This window comes from Oxalobacteraceae sp. CFBP 8761, from assembly GCA_014841595.1.
Taxonomy (GTDB): Bacteria; Pseudomonadota; Gammaproteobacteria; order Burkholderiales; family Burkholderiaceae_D; genus Telluria.
The window spans coordinates 112,596-130,200 of the sequence record JACYUE010000002.1; the positions used below are offsets into that span (position 1 = coordinate 112,596).

Annotated in this window: 15 protein-coding genes and 1 riboswitch; of the genes, 12 read left to right on the plus strand and 3 right to left on the minus strand. The window is 65.0% G+C overall.

Annotated features, from left to right (window positions below):
• Positions 1-217 precede the first annotated feature (217 nt).
• Entirely contained in the window at positions 218-3,016 is a 2,799-nt protein-coding gene (locus IFU00_12935) for a valine--tRNA ligase (GenBank protein MBD8543182.1), read from the minus strand.
• 86 nt (positions 3,017-3,102) lie between these two features.
• A riboswitch (TPP riboswitch) is annotated at positions 3,103-3,209 on the plus strand.
• Positions 3,210-3,352: 143 nt separating this feature from the next.
• Here IFU00_12935 and thiC point away from each other — a divergent pair.
• The 9 genes from thiC (at position 3,353) to IFU00_12980 (ending at position 12,282) form a co-directional block, all read left to right on the plus strand.
• Complete coding sequence (gene thiC, locus IFU00_12940; GenBank protein ID MBD8543183.1) at positions 3,353-5,212, plus strand: phosphomethylpyrimidine synthase ThiC; 1,860 nt, start codon at positions 3,353-3,355, stop codon at positions 5,210-5,212.
• On the plus strand, positions 5,213-5,416 hold the full coding sequence (thiS, locus tag IFU00_12945; GenBank protein MBD8543184.1) for a sulfur carrier protein ThiS: 204 nt from the start codon (positions 5,213-5,215) through the stop codon (positions 5,414-5,416).
• Between the two features lie 32 nt (positions 5,417-5,448).
• The gene (locus tag IFU00_12950; GenBank protein ID MBD8543185.1) at positions 5,449-6,246 is read left to right on the plus strand and encodes a thiazole synthase; all 798 of its coding nucleotides are present in this window, start codon (positions 5,449-5,451) and stop codon (positions 6,244-6,246) included.
• Positions 6,243-6,986, plus strand: coding sequence for a bifunctional hydroxymethylpyrimidine kinase/phosphomethylpyrimidine kinase (locus IFU00_12955; protein ID MBD8543186.1), 744 nt, complete (start codon positions 6,243-6,245; stop codon positions 6,984-6,986). Before IFU00_12950 ends, IFU00_12955 begins: the two co-directional genes overlap by 4 nt.
• 10 nt (positions 6,987-6,996) lie before the next feature.
• Positions 6,997-7,611, plus strand: a complete 615-nt coding sequence (locus IFU00_12960) for a thiamine phosphate synthase (protein MBD8543187.1) — start codon at positions 6,997-6,999, stop codon at positions 7,609-7,611.
• Between the two features lie 38 nt (positions 7,612-7,649).
• Positions 7,650-8,363 (plus strand): two pore domain potassium channel family protein, encoded by a 714-nt coding sequence (locus IFU00_12965; GenBank protein ID MBD8543188.1) that lies wholly within the window; start codon positions 7,650-7,652, stop codon positions 8,361-8,363.
• 59 nt (positions 8,364-8,422) lie between these two features.
• Complete coding sequence (locus IFU00_12970; protein MBD8543189.1) at positions 8,423-8,947, plus strand: GNAT family N-acetyltransferase; 525 nt, start codon at positions 8,423-8,425, stop codon at positions 8,945-8,947.
• A gap of 248 nt (positions 8,948-9,195) precedes the next feature.
• Positions 9,196-11,106, plus strand: a complete 1,911-nt coding sequence (locus IFU00_12975) for a DUF3494 domain-containing protein (protein ID MBD8543190.1) — start codon at positions 9,196-9,198, stop codon at positions 11,104-11,106.
• 51 nt (positions 11,107-11,157) lie between these two features.
• Entirely contained in the window at positions 11,158-12,282 is a 1,125-nt protein-coding gene (locus tag IFU00_12980; protein ID MBD8543191.1) for an OmpA family protein, read from the plus strand.
• Between the two features lie 84 nt (positions 12,283-12,366).
• On the opposite strand, the gene IFU00_12985 is transcribed toward IFU00_12980, so the two are convergent.
• Positions 12,367-13,494: a metallophosphoesterase gene (locus IFU00_12985; GenBank protein MBD8543192.1), complete on the minus strand. Its 1,128-nt coding sequence runs from the start codon at positions 13,492-13,494 to the stop codon at positions 12,367-12,369.
• 258 nt (positions 13,495-13,752) lie between these two features.
• Here IFU00_12985 and IFU00_12990 point away from each other — a divergent pair, with 258 nt between their 5' ends.
• The gene (locus tag IFU00_12990) at positions 13,753-14,151 is read left to right on the plus strand and encodes a hypothetical protein (GenBank protein MBD8543193.1); all 399 of its coding nucleotides are present in this window, start codon (positions 13,753-13,755) and stop codon (positions 14,149-14,151) included.
• 22 nt (positions 14,152-14,173) lie between these two features.
• On the opposite strand, the gene pstC is transcribed toward IFU00_12990, so the two are convergent.
• Entirely contained in the window at positions 14,174-15,196 is a 1,023-nt protein-coding gene (pstC, locus tag IFU00_12995) for a phosphate ABC transporter permease subunit PstC (GenBank protein MBD8543194.1), read from the minus strand.
• Between the two features lie 212 nt (positions 15,197-15,408).
• Between pstC and IFU00_13000 the strand changes: the two genes are divergently transcribed.
• The gene (locus IFU00_13000) at positions 15,409-16,515 is read left to right on the plus strand and encodes an S-(hydroxymethyl)glutathione dehydrogenase/class III alcohol dehydrogenase (GenBank protein MBD8543195.1); all 1,107 of its coding nucleotides are present in this window, start codon (positions 15,409-15,411) and stop codon (positions 16,513-16,515) included.
• Positions 16,516-16,726: 211 nt separating this feature from the next.
• On the plus strand, positions 16,727-17,572 hold the full coding sequence (locus tag IFU00_13005) for a hypothetical protein (protein ID MBD8543196.1): 846 nt from the start codon (positions 16,727-16,729) through the stop codon (positions 17,570-17,572).
• Positions 17,573-17,605 lie beyond the last annotated feature (33 nt).

Consider the following 17,605-nt stretch of genomic DNA (forward strand, 5'->3'; position numbering starts at 1 on the left):
GGCCATGCTAATACCGGGCAAGAAGCCATTGCAAGTAGTTAGGGCTGAGGTCGTGTCCGAATGTCAGACCTGACCCCGGCTGTGCTCAAGTAGTTAGGGCTGAGGTCGTGTCCTAATGTCAGACCTTACCCCGGCTGTGCTGAATTTATGGATTAGAGTAAGCAGAGCAGAAACAAAAAACGCGGCCGGGGCCGCGTTTTCTTTGGGGACTGGCTGCTTACGCTGCTGCCAATTTCTCCAGCTGTTCCTGCATCTTGCTGAGCGTGGCCGAGAAGTTCGCCACGCGTTCCTGCTCCTGCGCCACGACGGCGGCCGGGGCGCGGGCGACGAAGCTCTCGTTCGACAGCTTGCCGTTGGCCTTGGCGATTTCGCCGGCCACGCGTGCGATTTCCTTCGACAGGCGCTCGCGTTCGGCGGCGACGTCGATCTCGACCTTGAGCATCAGCTTGGTCGTGCCGACGATCGACACGGCCGCTGGCGATTCCGGCAGCGCATCGACGATCTGCACTTCGGCCAGCTTGCCCAGCAGCTGGATGTACGGTGCGAACACCGCCATGTCGGCGCGCCCGGCGTCGCTCGACGGTTCGACGATCAGCGGCACGCGCAGCGACGGCGCCAGCGACATCTCGCCGCGCAGGTTGCGGGTGGCGTCCACCAGCGCCTTCAACTGTTCCATCCAGGCTTCGGCGCCTTCGTCGATCTGCGTCGCATCGGCTTGCGGATACGGTTGCAGCATGATCGTCGGGCCGGTCTTGCCGGCCAGTGGTGCGATGCTCTGCCACAGTGCTTCGGTCACGAACGGAATGATCGGATGCGCCAGGCGCAGGATCACTTCCAGCACGCGCAGCAGCGTGTAGCGCGTCGCGCGTTGCTGCGCTTCGGTGCCTTGCTGGACCTGGACTTTCGACACTTCCAGGTACCAGTCGCAGTATTCATCCCAGACGAACTTGTAGATGCTGTTGGCGATATTGTCGAAGCGGTAGTCGGCAAAGCCCTTGGCGACATCCTGCTCGACGCGGTTCATCAGCGAGATGATCCAGCGATCGGCCTGAGATAAGTCTTCAGGCAATGGGGCGCCGCAATCCTTGCCTTCGGTGTTCATCATCACGAAGCGGGTCGCATTCCACAGCTTGTTGCAGAAGTTGCGGTAGCCTTCGGCGCGGCCCAGGTCGAAGTTGATGTTACGGCCCAGCGACGCGTAGCTGGCCATCGTGAAGCGCACGGCGTCGGTGCCGAATGCCGGGATCCCTTCAGGGAATTCGCGGCGCGTGGCCTTGCCGATCTTTTCGGCGGCGCGCGGGTCCATCAGACCCGTGGTGCGCTTGGCCACCAGCGTCTCGACGTCGATGCCGTCGATCAGGTCGATCGGGTCGAGCGTGTTGCCCTTCGACTTCGACATCTTCTGGCCCTGCGAATCGCGTACCAGGCCGTGCACGTAGACGGTCTCGAACGGCACCTTGCCAGTGAAGTGCGCGGTCATCATGACCATGCGCGCGACCCAGAAGAAGATGATGTCGAAGCCCGTGACCAGCACCGACGACGGCAGGAACATCTTCATGTCGGGCGTTTCTTCGGGCCAGCCCATGGTCGAGAAGGGTACCAGCGCCGACGAGAACCACGTGTCGAGCACGTCGTCGTCGCGGCGCAGTGCGCCGGTGATGCCGGCAGCTGCGGCCTTGGCCTGCGCTTCGGCTTCATCGCGCGCGACGACGATCTGGCCGTCTTCGGCGAACCAGGCCGGAATGCGGTGGCCCCACCACAGCTGGCGTGAAATGCACCAGTCCTGGATGTTGCCCAGCCACTGGTTGTAGGTCGTGCTCCAGTTTTCGGGGACGAACTTGATCTCGCCGCTGGCGACTTTTTCCAGCGCGACGTCGGTGATCGACTTGCCCGGATTGAACGTGCCTTCCGGCGCCGGCTTGGTCATCGCGACAAACCACTGGTCGGTGAGCATCGGCTCGATCACGACGTTGGTGCGATCGCCCCGCGGGACCATCAGCTTGTGCGGCTTGATCTGTTCCATCAGGCCCAATGCTTCGAGGTCGGCGACGATCTGCTTGCGCGCGGCGAAGCGGTCCAGCCCCTGATACTGGGCCGGGCCGTTTTCGTTGATCTTGGCGTCGAGCGTGAAGATGCTGATCGGTGCGAGGCCGGCGCGCTGGCCGACCGCGTAATCGTTGAAGTCGTGGGCCGGCGTGATCTTCACGCAGCCGGTGCCGAATTCTTTATCGACGTAGCTGTCGGCGATGATCGGGATTTCACGACCGGTCAATGGCAGCGTGAGCGTCTTGCCATGCAAATGCAGGTAGCGCTCATCGGTCGGGTCGACCGCGACGGCGACGTCGCCCAGCATCGTTTCAGGGCGCGTGGTGGCGACCGTCAGGTGGCCGCTGCCGTCGGTGAGCGGGTACTGGATGTACCACATGAAGCCGTCTTCTTCCTGCGAATCGACTTCGAGGTCGGACACGGCCGTGCCCAGCACCGGGTCCCAGTTCACCAGGCGCTTGCCGCGGTAGATCAGGCCCTGCTCGTACAGGCGCACGAAGACTTCGACCACCGATTTCGAGCGCGGCTCGTCCATCGTGAAGTATTCGCGCTGCCAGTCTGGCGACGTGCCCAGGCGGCGCATCTGGCCGGTAATGGTGCTGCCCGATTTTTCTTTCCACTCCCAGACTTTTTCGAGGAATGCGTCGCGGCCCAGGTCATGGCGCGAAATCTTTTGCGCGTCCAGCTGGCGTTCGACGACGATCTGGGTGGCGATGCCGGCGTGGTCGGTGCCCGGGACCCATGCGGTGTTGTAGCCGCGCATGCGGTAGTAGCGCGTCAGGCCATCCATGATCGTCTGGTTGAACGCGTGGCCCATGTGCAGGGTACCGGTGACGTTCGGCGGCGGCAGCTGGGTACTGAAAGAGGGCTTGCCCTCGTCCATGGTCGCGGCAAAGTAGCCGCGCTGTTCCCACTCTGCGCGCCAGAACTGTTCAATATCGGCTGGCTCGAAAGACTTGGCTAATTCCATGATGTGGTGGCGTGTGATGTGCGAAAAAGACCATTATAAATTACAAGCGCGTATAATTTACCGCGCTGGACGGGGATTGCTCGTCCGGCACACGCTAGGGGTCCTGCCTGTCGTTCCAACGACACGCGGGTGAGAAATACCCTCCGAACCTGATCTGGATAATGCCAGCGAAGGGAAGCAGCCGATTCGTGCGGCCGTGCGCAGTCTTGCGCCCGACCTTGTCGCACCCGGCAACTCCTTTGCTGGCTCTCAAGCACGCAAGGGAGCCACATGAACGCACCGCCGAAGTCTTCACAACTGTTCGATGCCGCCACCGCCACGGTGGACCAGGCAGCCATCGCATCGCTACCCAATTCCCGCAAGGTCTACATCGAAGGCAGCCGGCCCGATATCCGCGTGCCGATGCGCGCGATCAGCCAGTCGGCCACGTCCGACAGCTTTGGCGGCGAACCCAATCCGCCGCTGTTCGTCTACGACACGTCCGGGCCGTACACCGAACCGGCCACCGCAATCGATATCCGCAGTGGCCTGGCGCCGATGCGCCAACCCTGGATCGACGGGCGCGGCGACACCGAGCAACTGGCCGGACCATCGTCGCAGTTCGGCCAGCAGCGGCTGAACGATCCGGCCTTGAGCGCGCTGCGCTTTAACCTGCAGCGCGCGCCCCGACGCGCCAGGAGCGGCGCGAACGTCACGCAGATGCACTACGCGCGCCAGGGCATCATCACGCCCGAGATGGAATTCATCGCGCTGCGCGAAAACATGCAGCGCAAGGAATACATCGCGTCGCTGCATGCGTCCGGCCCGATGGGCAAGCGGGTTGCCGACCTGATGGGCCGCCAGCATCCGGGCCAGTCGTTCGGCGCCAGCATCCCCGCTGAAATCACGCCGGAATTCGTGCGCTCGGAAGTCGCACGCGGGCGCGCCGTCATTCCCCTCAATATCAACCACCCCGAAATCGAGCCGATGATCATCGGCCGCAACTTCCTGGTCAAGGTCAACGCCAATATCGGCAATTCGGCCGTGACCTCGTCGATCGGCGAAGAAGTCGAAAAGATGACCTGGGCGATCCGCTGGGGCGCCGACACGGTCATGGATCTGTCGACCGGCAAGCACATCCACGAAACGCGCGAATGGATCCTGCGTAACAGCCCGGTCCCGATCGGCACGGTGCCGATCTACCAGGCGCTGGAAAAGGTCAATGGCAAGGCCGAGGACCTGACCTGGGAGATTTTCCGCGACACGCTGATCGAACAGGCCGAGCAGGGCGTCGACTACTTCACGATCCACGCCGGCGTGCTGCTGCGCTACGTGCCGATGACGGCGAACCGCCTGACGGGCATCGTCTCGCGCGGCGGCTCGATCATGGCCAAGTGGTGCCTGGCGCACCACCGCGAATCGTTCCTGTACACGCACTTCGAAGACATCTGCGCCATCATGAAGGCGTACGACGTGACGTTCAGCCTGGGCGACGGCCTGCGCCCCGGCTCGATCTACGACGCCAACGACGAGGCGCAACTGGCCGAACTGAAAACGCTGGGTGAACTCACGCAGATCGCGTGGAAGCACGATGTGCAGACGATCATCGAAGGCCCCGGCCACGTGCCGCTGCACCTGATCAAGGAGAACATGGACCTGCAGCTCGAGCAGTGCCATGAAGCGCCGTTCTACACGCTCGGGCCGCTTACGACCGATATCGCGCCCGGGTACGATCACATCACGTCCGGCATCGGCGCGGCCACGATTGGCTGGTACGGCACGGCGATGCTGTGCTACGTGACGCCCAAGGAGCACCTGGGCCTGCCCGACAAGCAGGACGTCAAGGACGGCATCATCACGTACAAGATCGCCGCCCACGCGGCCGACCTGGCCAAGGGCCATCCGGGCGCGCAGCTGCGCGACAACGCGCTCTCAAAAGCACGCTTCGAATTCCGCTGGGACGACCAGTTCAACCTGGGCCTGGATCCCGACAAGGCACGCGAATTCCACGACGAGACCCTGCCCAAGGATTCGGCCAAGGTGGCCCATTTCTGCTCGATGTGCGGCCCGCATTTCTGCTCGATGAAGATCACGCAGGAAGTGCGCGCCTACGCCGCCGCCAATGGCGTGCAGGGCGAGAAGGCCCTGCAGCAGGGGATGCAGGAAAAAGCGATCGAGTTCGTGCGCGACGGCGCCCGGCTGTACCGGGAGGTCTGAATGACGTCCATCGAAGTCAATGGCGCGCCGTGCGGCGTGCCACCGGGCCAGACGCTCGCCGGGCTGCTCGAGCAGCTGGACCTGAGCGGGCAGGGGATGGCGCTGGCCGTGAACCGCGAGGTGGTACCACGCCAGCAGTGGCCCACGCGCCGCCTGCAGGCGCAGGACCGGGTCGATATCGTGCGCGCCATCGGTGGCGGCTAAAGGAGAACAGGATGAATATCATGAACGAAAACATGAAACGAGACGGGCAACCGGATGTACTCACCATCGCCGGGCGCGCCTACCACTCGCGCCTGCTGGTCGGCAGCGGCAAATACCGCGACCTGGCGCAAACGCGCGAGGCCACGCTGGCAGCCGGCGCCGAGATCATCACGGTGGCGATTCGCCGCGTGAACATCGGCCAGGACCCGAACGCGCCCAGCCTGCTCGACGTGCTGCCGCCGTCCGACTTCACCATCCTGCCCAACACGGCCGGCTGCTTCAATGCGAAGGACGCGGTCTACACGTTGCAGATGGCGCGCGAGCTGCTGGGCGGGCGCAACCTCGTCAAGCTCGAGGTGCTGGGCGACACCACCACGCTGTTCCCGCACATGCCCGAAACACTCAAGGCCGCCGAAACGCTGGTGCGTGACGGTTTCGACGTGATGGTCTACTGCAGCGACGATCCGATCCAGGCCCGCATCCTGCAGGAGATCGGCTGCGTGGCCGTGATGCCGCTGGCGTCGCTGATCGGCTCGGGGATGGGCATCCTCAACCCGTGGAACCTGTCGCTGATCATCGAGCAGGCCACGGTGCCGGTGCTGGTCGACGCCGGTGTGGGCACGGCATCGGATGCGGCGATCGCCATGGAACTCGGCTGCGACGGTGTGCTGATGAACACTGCGATTGCCGGCGCGCGCGACCCGGTGCGCATGGCGCGCGCGATGAAGCATGCGGTGCTGGCCGGGCGCGATGCGTATCTGGCGGGGCGCATGCCGAAGCGTTTCGCGGCCTCGCCATCGTCGCCGGTCGAGGGCAAGGTCACCCCATGACACCGTGCGTGCTGGTCTTCGCCGGGCTCGATCCCGGCGGCGGCGCGGGCCTGGCGGCCGACATCCTGGCCATTGCCGCGCAGGGCGCCCACGCGCTGCCGGTGGCCACGGCGCTGACCTGCCAGGACAACAACCACGTGTTCGAGGCGCACCCGGTCGACGCCGGCCTGGTCGCGCGCCAGGCCGCGCCGCTGGTTGCTGCCTTCGACATCCGCGCCGTCAAGCTGGGCATCCCCGGCAACGCGGCCAATGCGGCGGCAATCGCGGACGTCATCCGCAGCCTGCGCACGCGGCAGCCGGCGCTGCCGGTAGTACTGGATCCGGTGCTGGCCAGCGGTCATGGCGATGCGCTGGGGCAGGGCAGCGCCAGCGCCTCCTTGTCCGATTTGCTGACGCTGGCGACGATCGTGCTGCCCAATCTGCCCGAACGCGATGCGCTGGACATGCCAGGCACCATGCAGATGCTCGTCACGGGTGGCCACGCGCCGGGCGACACGGTGATCAACCGCTGGCTGCAGGACGGTCAAGTGTTGCGCGAGTGGCGCTGGCCGCGCCTGCCCGATACCTACCATGGCAGCGGCTGCACGCTGGCTGCCGCACTGGCGGCGCGCCTGGCGCTGGGCGAGTCGATGGCCATCGCCCTCGAGCACGCCCAGGCCTATACACACGCGACGCTGGCGCAATCGTTTGCGATCGCACCGGGCCAGCGCATCCCGCGCCGCCTGTGCCAACCACATTGAAGGAGCCACTATGAAGGGCTTGTATCTCGTCACACCGAACTGGAACGACACCGACCGGCTGCTGGCCGCCACCGACGCTGCGCTGAGCGCCGGCGCAGCGCTCGTGCAATACCGGCACAAGGAGGCCGACGCGCGCCTGCGTCTCGAGCAGGCCACGGCGCTGCTGGCGTTGTGCCGCCGCCACGGCTGCCCGTTCGTCATCAACGACCATCTCGACCTGTGCCAGGCGCTCGACGCCGATGGCGTGCACCTGGGCCACACGGATGGGGGGATCGCGGATGCCCGCGCGCTGCTGGGCCGGGACAAGATCGTCGGTGCCTCGTGCTACGGTGACCTGGCGCTGGCGCGTGCCGCGCGCGACGCCGGTGCCAGTTACCTTGCCTTTGGTGGCTTTTATCCGTCCCCGGTCAAAAAATACACGTTCGTGACGCCACCGGCACTGCTCGACCAGGCGCGCGCCGAGTTCACGCTGCCTCTCGTCGTCATCGGCGGCATGACGCCGGCCAACGCCGCGCCGCTGGTCGCGCGGGGCGCCGACATGGTCGCGGCGATCACGAGCGTGTACGGCGCGGCCGAACCGCAGGCAGCCGCGCACGCATTCGGGAGCCTGTTTTCGGCCGGCTGAACCTACAATGGCAGTACTTACGACTTTGTCCTGCCGCCATGATCGCTCCGCGCCTGTTCATCCATACCCGCCGCCATCCTTCCGCCATTCTGCTGCTGGTGCAGCTGCTCGGCATGCTGTCCTATCCGTTCATCGAGGGCACGCGTGCCGGCCAGGTGGCGTTCAACTGCTTCGGCATCGTGGTGCTGGCGTTTGCCATCCGCATGGTGCGGCGCACGCCCGGCGAGGTGCGCGTGAGCTGGGCGCTGGCGGTGCCCATCATCTTCCTGCTGCTGGCGCAGATCCTGCTCGGCTATAACCACCTGCTGGCCTGGTCGTCGGGGCTGGAGGCGCTGTTCTACTTTTATGCGGCCGGCAGCCTGATCGCCTACATGATGGAAGACGAACGGGCCACGACCGACGAGCTGTTCGCGGCCGGCGCCACGTTCACGCTGCTGGCCTGGGCGTTCACGCACATGTACATCCTGCTGCAGGAAGTCCAGCCCGGCACCTTTGCCGCCGCCGTCAATGCGGGCGCGCCGCGCACCTGGACCGAACTCAATTACCTGAGCTTTGCGCTGCTCTCGAGCACGGGCATCGGCGACGTGATTCCGCTGACCCCACCGGCGCGGGCGCTGGCCAGCGTCGAGATGCTGGTCGGTTTGATGTACCTGGCGGTGGTCGTGGCGCGGCTGATTGCCTTCACGACCCGCAACCGGATTGAGGTCGGCCGCGCACGCAAGCGCAAGCTGGAAGAGTGGGAACAGGATTAAGCCACACGGCAGAGATTGCTTGCTAGAATCGTTGTCCGATAACCAACAGGAGCACGTGCATGGCGCACCAACTGGCTGCTTTCACGATCCGCAATTTCACGCCGGATGCATGGCCGGCCTATCGCGCGCTCCGCCTGCGCGCGCTCGAAGATGCCCCCGACGCCTTTGGCAGCACGCTGGCCGACGAATCCACGCGGCCGTCCGAAGAATGGGCGGCGCGTCTGGCGCGTGCGGCGACGTCCGGCATCGACCATCCATTGGTAGCCGACGTCGCTGGCAATCTTGCCGGACTGGCCTGGGCGAAGGTCGACGCGGACGACCCGGCCCTCGTGAACCTGTTCCAGATGTGGGTGGCGCCTGAAGCACGCGGGCAGGGCGTGGCCGCTGGCTTGCTGGCCGAAGCGGTGCGCTGGGCGCAGGCGCGCGGCGCAACTGCTATGCAGCTTGGGGTCAATTGCGCCAACGATGGAGCAGTGCGTCTATATAGGCGCGCCGGCTTTGTCGCGACGGGGTGGCAAGAGCCGATGCGGCCAGGATCGGATCAGGTCGAGCAGCGCATGCGTCTGGTCATCGCACCAGTGTGAACATCAGGCTGGTGCGGGGCGCGCGGCGCGCTGAACACCGCTTGTTACCACGTTTTTGATTCAAAGTAGAAATATTTCCTTAATAAACTATTAGTGTGCATAAGCGCGCTACCGCACAGTAGTGCGAGTGCCGAAAAGCAATAGTCCGTTCCGGTTCGCGCTTGCCTGGCAGGCGCCGACCCGATTTCCGTCCTTGGCATGAGTCTCATGCCAAGCAGCTCCGGAAATTGTCTTGAACAGGGAACGACATGATACAAACCGTGAGACGCACCATCAAACGCCTCGTTTGCGGCCTCGGCCTTGCAAGCGCCGTGCTGGCCGCAGGTTGCGGCAGCGGTGACCAGGGCCGTGGCCCGGTGCTGGGGCTGCCGGCAGCGAGCCTGGTCAGCGTGGCCGTCGCGCCAACGACCGCGTCGGTTGCCATTGGCGCGAGCCAGCAATTCACGGCAACGGCCGCCTACTCCGACGGTACCGCGCGTGACATCACCCGCCTGTCGGCCTGGACCTCGGCCACGCCGGCTGCCGGCACCGTCGATGGCGCCCGCGGCCTTGCTATCGGCGTTGCTGCCGGCACCTCCGTCATCACCGCGGCCTTCGAAGGCAAGAGCGGCGCAGCGACCCTGACCGTCCTGCCGGCCAGGCTGGTGTCGATCGCAGTTGCACCAGTGAATCCGTCGATCAATATCGGCAATGCGCAGCAGTTCGTGGCGCTGGGCACCTTCGACGACAAGACGACACGCGACATCAGCGCCGTGTCGACCTTCACGTCGGCCTCCACCGGGGTGGCGTCGATCTCGGCCAGCACCGGCCTGGCGCTCGGCAAGACGGCCGGCACCTCGGTCATCGCCGCCGCCTCCGGTGGGCTCACCGGCAGCGCGACGCTGACGGTATTGCCGCCAACGCTCGTGTCGCTGGCGCTCACGCCTGGCGCCACCACCTTCGACATCGGCGCCACCGGACAGTTGGCCGTGAACGCCACCTATTCGGATGGCACGGTGGTCGATGTCACGGCCGCCAGCACCTACGCCTCGGCCACGCCGGGTGCAGTCAGTGTCGGCACGACCGGCATGATCACCGGCATCGCGGGTGGTACCTCGGTCATCACTGCCGGCTTCGGCGGTAAATCGGCCATCGCCAACGCGACGACCAGTGCTGCGGTCGTGACGAGCATTGCCGTCACGCCGGCAAGCGCCGTTGTCGCGGTCAATGGCCTGCGCCGCTACGTCGCAACGGCAACCTACTCGAACAACACGACAGCGGTCATTACCACCACTGCCACCTGGACCTCGTCCTCGACCGCCACCGCCACTGTCCTGCCAACCGGCTGGGCCACCGGCGTCACACCTGGTACGATTGTCGTGACCGCGACCTCGGGCGGCAAATCGGGCAGCGCGAATCTGACCGTCCTTGCACCACGGCCGGTGCCAGTACCTGCGCCTGCGCCGGTCCCGGAACCGGAACCGGATCCGGCCCCGATCCCTGTGCCAGTGCCAGTGCCAGTCCCAGTGCCAGTCCCAGTGCCAGTCCCCGTCCCAGTACCAGTGCCTCCGGTCGTGGTCCTCGACCCTGTCGACCTGGGTAGCGCGGCCTCGTTCGGTGTGCTGGCCCAGACCTCGCTGACCAACAACGCCGGTGGGACCACCGTCGTTACCGGTAACGTCGGGTCGCCGTCACAAACGACGACGCCTGTCATTGCCGGCGCGTTCCAAACGTACTACACGGGCGCCTTCCTCGATACCGCGTTTGCCGACCTCGAGCTGGCCATCACGGACGCCAATCTGCGTCCCTGCACCGTGACGTTCCCAGGCAATATCGATCTGGGCGGCCTGCCTCTCACGCCCGGCGTGTACTGCGCCACCGGCACGATGAACATCACGGGCAAGCTGACGCTCGACGGTCCTGGCGTGTACATCTTCACGAGCACCCAGACGCTCAATACCGTCGCCAATTCGGAAGTGGAATTGATCAATGGGGCCACCGCGGACAACGTGACCTGGGTTCCCGTCGGCGCCACCACGCTCGGTGCAAACAGCATCTTCAAGGGATCGATCCTGGGCCGCGCTGCTGCGATCACCGTGGGCGACAACACGACCCTGCTCAACGGCCGCGTGCTGTCGACCGCTGCCGTCACCCTGAGCAACAACCAGATCACCAAATAAGCGCCTTACACCATCATGAAAACCACACTCACACTTCTCGCATGCATCGCCATGGCTGGTGCCGGCATCAGCAACGCCTCGGCCGCGGGCCAGGACCAGACCGCCGCCGGGCGCGACGTCATCGACCCGAACTGGGCTGACAGCGCCTGGTACGCTGGCGCCGGCCTGGGCCAGGGCCGCGCCACGATCGACGACGAGCGCATCGCCCGCAGCCTGACTGCCAATGGCGCCAGCCTCGATGCATTCACGACCGACCAGCGCGACCTTGGCTACAAGGTCTTCATCGGCAAGAAATTCAACCGTTACTTTGCCATCGAGGGCGGTTACTTCGACCTCGGCAAGTTCGGCTTCCAGGCAAACACGTCCGGAAACGGCAGTGGTGTCCTGCGCGGCGAGACGAAATTTCGCGGCGTCAATCTCGACCTGATCGGCCATCTGCCGCTGACCGAACGCCTGTCGGCGCTGGCCCGCATCGGTGGCCAGTACGGCCGCTCGACGGCGACGTTCTCGGGCAACCGGCTCAATGCCGTCACCGCGCCGAATCCCGAAAAGGAAGAGAAGTTCCAGGCCAAGGTCGGCCTGGGCCTGCAATACCAGATCAACGATGCCTGGGCAGTGCGCGGCGAAGTGGAGCGCTACCGTCTGCGTGATCCGCTGGGCAACCGTGGCGAGATGGACCTGGCTTCGATCAGCCTGATCCGCGCGTTCGGCCGTCCTGCTGCGCGCACGATCCCTGCGCCGGCGCCGGCGCCAGTGGCTGCGCCGCAGGAAGTGCAACCGGTCGCGCCGGTTGTCGAAGCGGCGCCGCAGCCGGTGTCGGAGAAAGTGTCGTTCGCGGCCGAGGCACTGTTCGATTTCGACCGCGCGCTCGTCAAGCCGGAAGGCAAGGCCGCGCTGGACGACCTGATGCGCAAGCTGCAAGGCATGGACACCGAAGTCATGATCGCCGTCGGTCACACCGACTCGGTCGGCTCGGACGCGTACAACCAGAAGCTGTCGCTGCGCCGCGCCGATGCCGTCAAGGCCTACCTGGTCTCGAAGGGCCTCGATCAGGCGCGCCTGTACACCGAAGGCAAAGGCGAAACGCAGCCGATCGCGGACAATGCCACGGCCGAAGGCCGCGCCCGCAACCGCCGCGTCGTGATCGAAGTGGTCGGTACGCGCACCACGCGTTAAGGGTCAGCAGGGAGGGTCAGTCGACCTTCCATCGCTGCATCGACAAGCCGTCCCCGCTGCCAGCAGCCGGGACGGCTTGTTGTTTCATGAGGGTACGGCCTGGCGCCGCAGCGTGATCCGGGTCAGCTCGGACGGCACGCCCAGGCGCAGCGCGAAGCCAGGCCACAATGCGGTGCCATTGTTCAGGTACATGGTCATGCCATCGACGTCGTAGCGGCCCGACACGAAGCCGTTGTTGGCGCGCGCCACCACCCGATCGAGCCCGACGATCATGCCGCCGTGGGTGTGGCCAGACAATTGCAGCGCCACACCGCGGCTGGCGGCATGACGCGCATTGCGCGGCTGGTGATCGAGCAGGATCACCGGTGCGCCGGCCGGCGCGCCGCGCAAGGCCGCGTCGACATCGGGCGCCGCCGCGCCCGTCTGCGGGGCGGTCACGTCGTTGACACCGGCCAGCACCAGCTGTCCGGCGCCGCGCTTGAGAACGGTATGGCTGTTGTCCAGCGGCGTCATGTTGAGCCCCGCGAAATACGCCATCCACGCCTTGTGGCCGAAGAAGTACTCATGGTTGCCGGGAATGACCCAGACGCCGTCGGGTGCGCGCAGGTCGCGCAGCGGTGCCACGTCGCGTTCGCGGTGTGCAATATTGCCGTCGATGAGGTCGCCGGTAATGACGATCAGGTCGGCGTCCAGCGCATTGGTGTCGGCGACGACCTTGCGCGTCCACGGTGCGTCGAACAGGCGGCTGATGTGCAGGTCGGTCAGGTGCACGACCTGGTAGCCGTCGAATTCGTGTGGCAGGTTCTTCACCTCGATCAGCACGTCTTCGAGCGACGGCGACTTGATCGCCTGGTTCACGCCCAGGGCTGCCAGCAGCGCGGCGGCGACGGCGATGCCATAGCGCAGGCGTGGCGCAATCGCCACGCGCCGGCGCCGGATCGCCATCACGATCAGGGCGCCGGCATCGACCAGCAACTGGAACACGGCCAGCAGCAGGATCGCGCCAAAGCCCCAGTTGAACAGGATCACCAGCCCTTTCGGGAATTCAGGCGAGAACACGCTGCCCGACGACAGGCGCGACCACAGGTGGTATTGCGAGACCAGCACCAGCACGACGGCGCTGGCTACTTTCGATTTCGTGGACAACGGCAGCGGCCAGAGCCAGCGCACCAGGACCAGCAGGCAGGGAAGGCTGAACATCAGATGAAACATCAGCTGCGCTCCATTCGTGCCGGGAAGCGGCCTGCAGTGACGGGAGGGGTGGTGCGTGGGCGCGTCGTGACGCCCACGGAATGAGTTGAGTAAATATGCATCGTGCGGTCTGCCTGAATAAACTAACCGGCAAGCATAGCCTAGATTGGCCGCGGGCACAGGCGGCCTCGTCAGCATGGACGGGGCGCGGTATAGTCTTCGATGAGACGCCAGTGCCGGCACGGCGGCTGGCACGGACCCGATCATGATTGGATGGCCATGCAGAAAATAGAGTTCGCCATGTTGATGCGCCTGGCCCAGGCGTCGGCGGCAGTCACGACGCCATGCAGCTGTACCGAGGTGCCCTTGACCGCCTGGATGGCGCAGCCGCTGACGCTGGAACTGGACCGTTTTGAAGACATCGGCACCTTGCTCGACGATCCGTACGACGAGCCGACGTTCAAGGAATACCATCCGGCGGGCACGCGCTACGAAAGTGCGGACGCGCCCATTGCACCGCGCTTCTATCCGTATAACCGCTGCACGGTGGCGCGCTGCACGACGTGTGGCCGGGTTTATCTTCGCTACAACGAGGCTGGCGGCTACTTTACCGAGTGGCGCATTCGCGCGCTGCAGCCAGGCCTGCTGGTGGACGCGCCGTCATCGCAACGTCCGTGATCGGCGACCCGGCGCACGCCGGCTAGGCCGTGCCTTCGCGCCGCTGCATCCGCACCAGCATGAGCTTTGCGGCGCATAGCACGATGAAGGTGATGGCAAACAGGATCAGTCCCAGTGCATACAGCGACGCGACATGCAGCGCTTTTTCCGCTTCGCCGAATTCGTTCGCCAGCGTCGAAGAGATCGAACTGCCGGCAGCAAACAGCGACCATGAGAGGCGATGCGCATTGCCGATCACAAAGGTGACAGCCATCGTTTCGCCCAGCGCCCGCCCCAGGCCGAGCATCACGCCGCCGACCACACCGTTGCGGGTGTAGGGCAGCACGACCCTGCATGCCACTTCCCACTTCGTGCAACCAAGACCATAGGCCGATTCCTTGAGCACTGCCGGCACAATCGTGAAGACGTCGCGCATGACGGATGCAATGAACGGAATGATCATGATCGACAGGATCAGGCCGGCGGTCAGGATACCCAGGCCGGTTTGTGAGCCTGCAAACAGTTTGCCGATCACCGGAATCTGGCCGAGCGTGCTGGCCAGCAAGGGCTGGACGTAATCCGCGAACAGGGGCGCGAAGACGAAAAAGCCCCACATGCCGTAGATGATCGATGGCACACCGGCCAGCAACTCGACTGCAGTACCCAGCGGGCGGCGCAGCCAAGCGGGACAGATTTCGGTCAGAAACAGCGCGACGCCAAAGCTGATCGGAACCGCGACGGCCAGTGCAATGAACGAGGTTGCCAGCGTGCCGCCGATGGCGATCATCGCGCCGAACTGCTCGTTGACCGGGTCCCATTCGACCCGCGTGACGAATCCGGGACCGAACTCGCGCAGGGCCGGCCACGCGCCGATCGTCAGCGAAGCGATGATGCCGGCCAGTATGACCAAAACCGATGCAGCGAACAGGCCGGTGGTTCGATGAAACAGGAAATCCTGGCGCCGTCGTGCGCTCATCGTGCCCGGCCGGCGCGTGGCGTGCAGGTCTGCGTCGGATTCGTCGGGCAGCGCGTGCCGGTGCGTGATCTTGTAGTTAGCCGTATTCATCACGTGTTCCTCGAGGCGCCGTTGGATGGCCCGGGGGCAGGTAATGCGCGTCCCCGACGAATGCGGACTGTAATGACAGCATGTGACGGCGTCATGACGCCTGGATCGGCAGGCGCATCCGCAGCGCGCGGCCATGTTGCCGCAAGCTTGTTATCATGATGTTTTGCAGCGCGCCTGCGCGCGCGGGTCCATTCAAGCAACGGGAAAACGACATGAAAACCAAGGCAGCAATCGCGTGGAAGGCGGGTCAGCCGCTGACGATCGAAGAAGTGGAACTCGAAGGCCCGAAGGCCGGTGAAGTGCTGGTCGAGATCAAGGCCACCGGCATTTGCCACACCGACTACTACACGCTGTCGGGCGCCGATCCGGAAGGTATCTTCCCGTCGATCCTGGGCCATGAAGGTGCCGGCGTGGTGGTGGATGTCGGCCCGGGCGTGACCAGCCTGCGCAAGGACGACCACGTGATTCCGCTGTACACGCCGGAATGCCGCCAGTGCAAATTCTGCCTGTCGCAAAAGACCAATCTGTGCCAGGCGATCCGCTCGACGCAGGGCCGCGGTCTGATGCCGGATGCGACGTCGCGCTTCTCGATCGACGGCCAGCCGATCTATCACTACATGGGCACGTCGACCTTCTCGAATTACATCGTGGTGCCCGAGATCGCCCTGGCGAAGGTGCGCAACGACGCGCCGTTCGACAAGATCTGCTATATCGGTTGCGGCGTGACCACCGGCATCGGCGCCGTGATTTTCACCGCCAAGGTCGAGGCGGGCGCGAATGTGGTCGTGTTCGGCCTGGGTGGCATCGGCCTGAACGTGATCCAGGCAGCCCGCATGGTGGGCGCCGACAAGATCATCGGTGTCGACCTGAACCCGGAACGCGAAGCGATGGCGCGCAAGTTCGGCATGACCCATTTCATCAATCCGACCCAGGTCGAGAACGTGGTCGACGCCATTGTTCAATTGACCGATGGCGGCGCCGACTACAGCTTCGAGTGCATCGGCAACGTGAACACGATGCGCCAGGCGCTCGAGTGCTGCCACAAGGGCTGGGGCAAGTCGATCATCATCGGCGTGGCCGCTGCCGGCCAGGAAATTGCCACCCGTCCGTTCCAGCTGGTGACGGGCCGCGAATGGAAGGGCTCGGCCTTCGGCGGTGCCCGTGGGCGCACCGACGTGCCGAAGATCGTCGACTGGTACATGGAAAACAAGATCAATATCGACGACCTGATCACCCACCACCTGCCGCTCGACCGTATCAACGAAGGTTTCGACCTGATGAAGTCGGGCGAGTCGATCCGCTCGGTGGTCGTGTATTAAGTCAGGGCAGGCCTCGCAGTCTGCGCTCTCTGTCTGAATTCAACGCGGCCTTCGGGCCGCGTTGTCGTTCTGGGCCCCGATTGACGGTCTGCGCCGCGATTTCGACAGCCTGTCGCAGCGCGCTGGTTCGTGACGGGAGCGGCGGCTAGAGTGATGTCATCGCCGGCTGCGTCCGGCCCGTTGTCATTGTCCCTGGCCCAAGGAGAACATCATGCCGCATCCTGCACCGCTCACGCGCCGACTGGCGCTTCCCTTCATCGGTCTGGCGCTGTGCGCTGCGTCGCTGGCATTGACCGTGCCCCTGCAGGCTGGCGCGCAGGAAGCCAAGCGGGCGGTGCGCGTGACGCAGGGCGAGCCGTACGCGCTGGTGCGCGGCAAGGAAGGCAGCTTCAATATCAGTGGCAGCAGCGATGACTGGCCGGCGGTGAAAGCGGCCCAGCGCGTCATTCCCGGCGAGTTCATCTGGTTCCGTGAAGATGGACGCGACTACGTGATCCAGGATGCCGCGGTGATGGCCAAGGTGCGCACGGCCTGGGCGCCGCTGGATCGGCTGAGTGCCCGCATGGACGTGCACAGCAAGGAGATGGATGTGCACAGCAAGAAAATGGATGCGCTGGGGCGCCAGATGGACCGGGTTGCCGTCGGCAAGGACAACCTGCCCAGTGAGCGCGACATGCGTGAAATCGATGGTGGCATGCAGGCGCTGGGCCAGCACATGGAGCGTCTGAGCAGCCAGATGGAAACAGCGCGTGACCAGGCCGAGCGCGAGCGCCTGAGCCGCGAGATGGCCGCAACCGGCGCGCGCATGAATGCCGCGGGGCGGCAGATCGGCCAGGCCTACGACTCGCCGCAGATACGCAAGTCGCACGCGGCGATGGAGGCGATCGGCCGCCAAATGGAAGAGGCCGGCAAACCGATGCATGTGCTGGGCGAGCAAATGGGCATGCTGGGCAAGGAGATGGAGCGCGAAAGCAAAGTCGCCGACAAGACGGTGCGCGCATTGATCCGCGATGCACGGGCGAAGGGTCTGGCGCGGCCGGCGCCGGTTGCGGGTTGATGCGCGCCCGTTGATGTGAAGAGGGCGGCCATC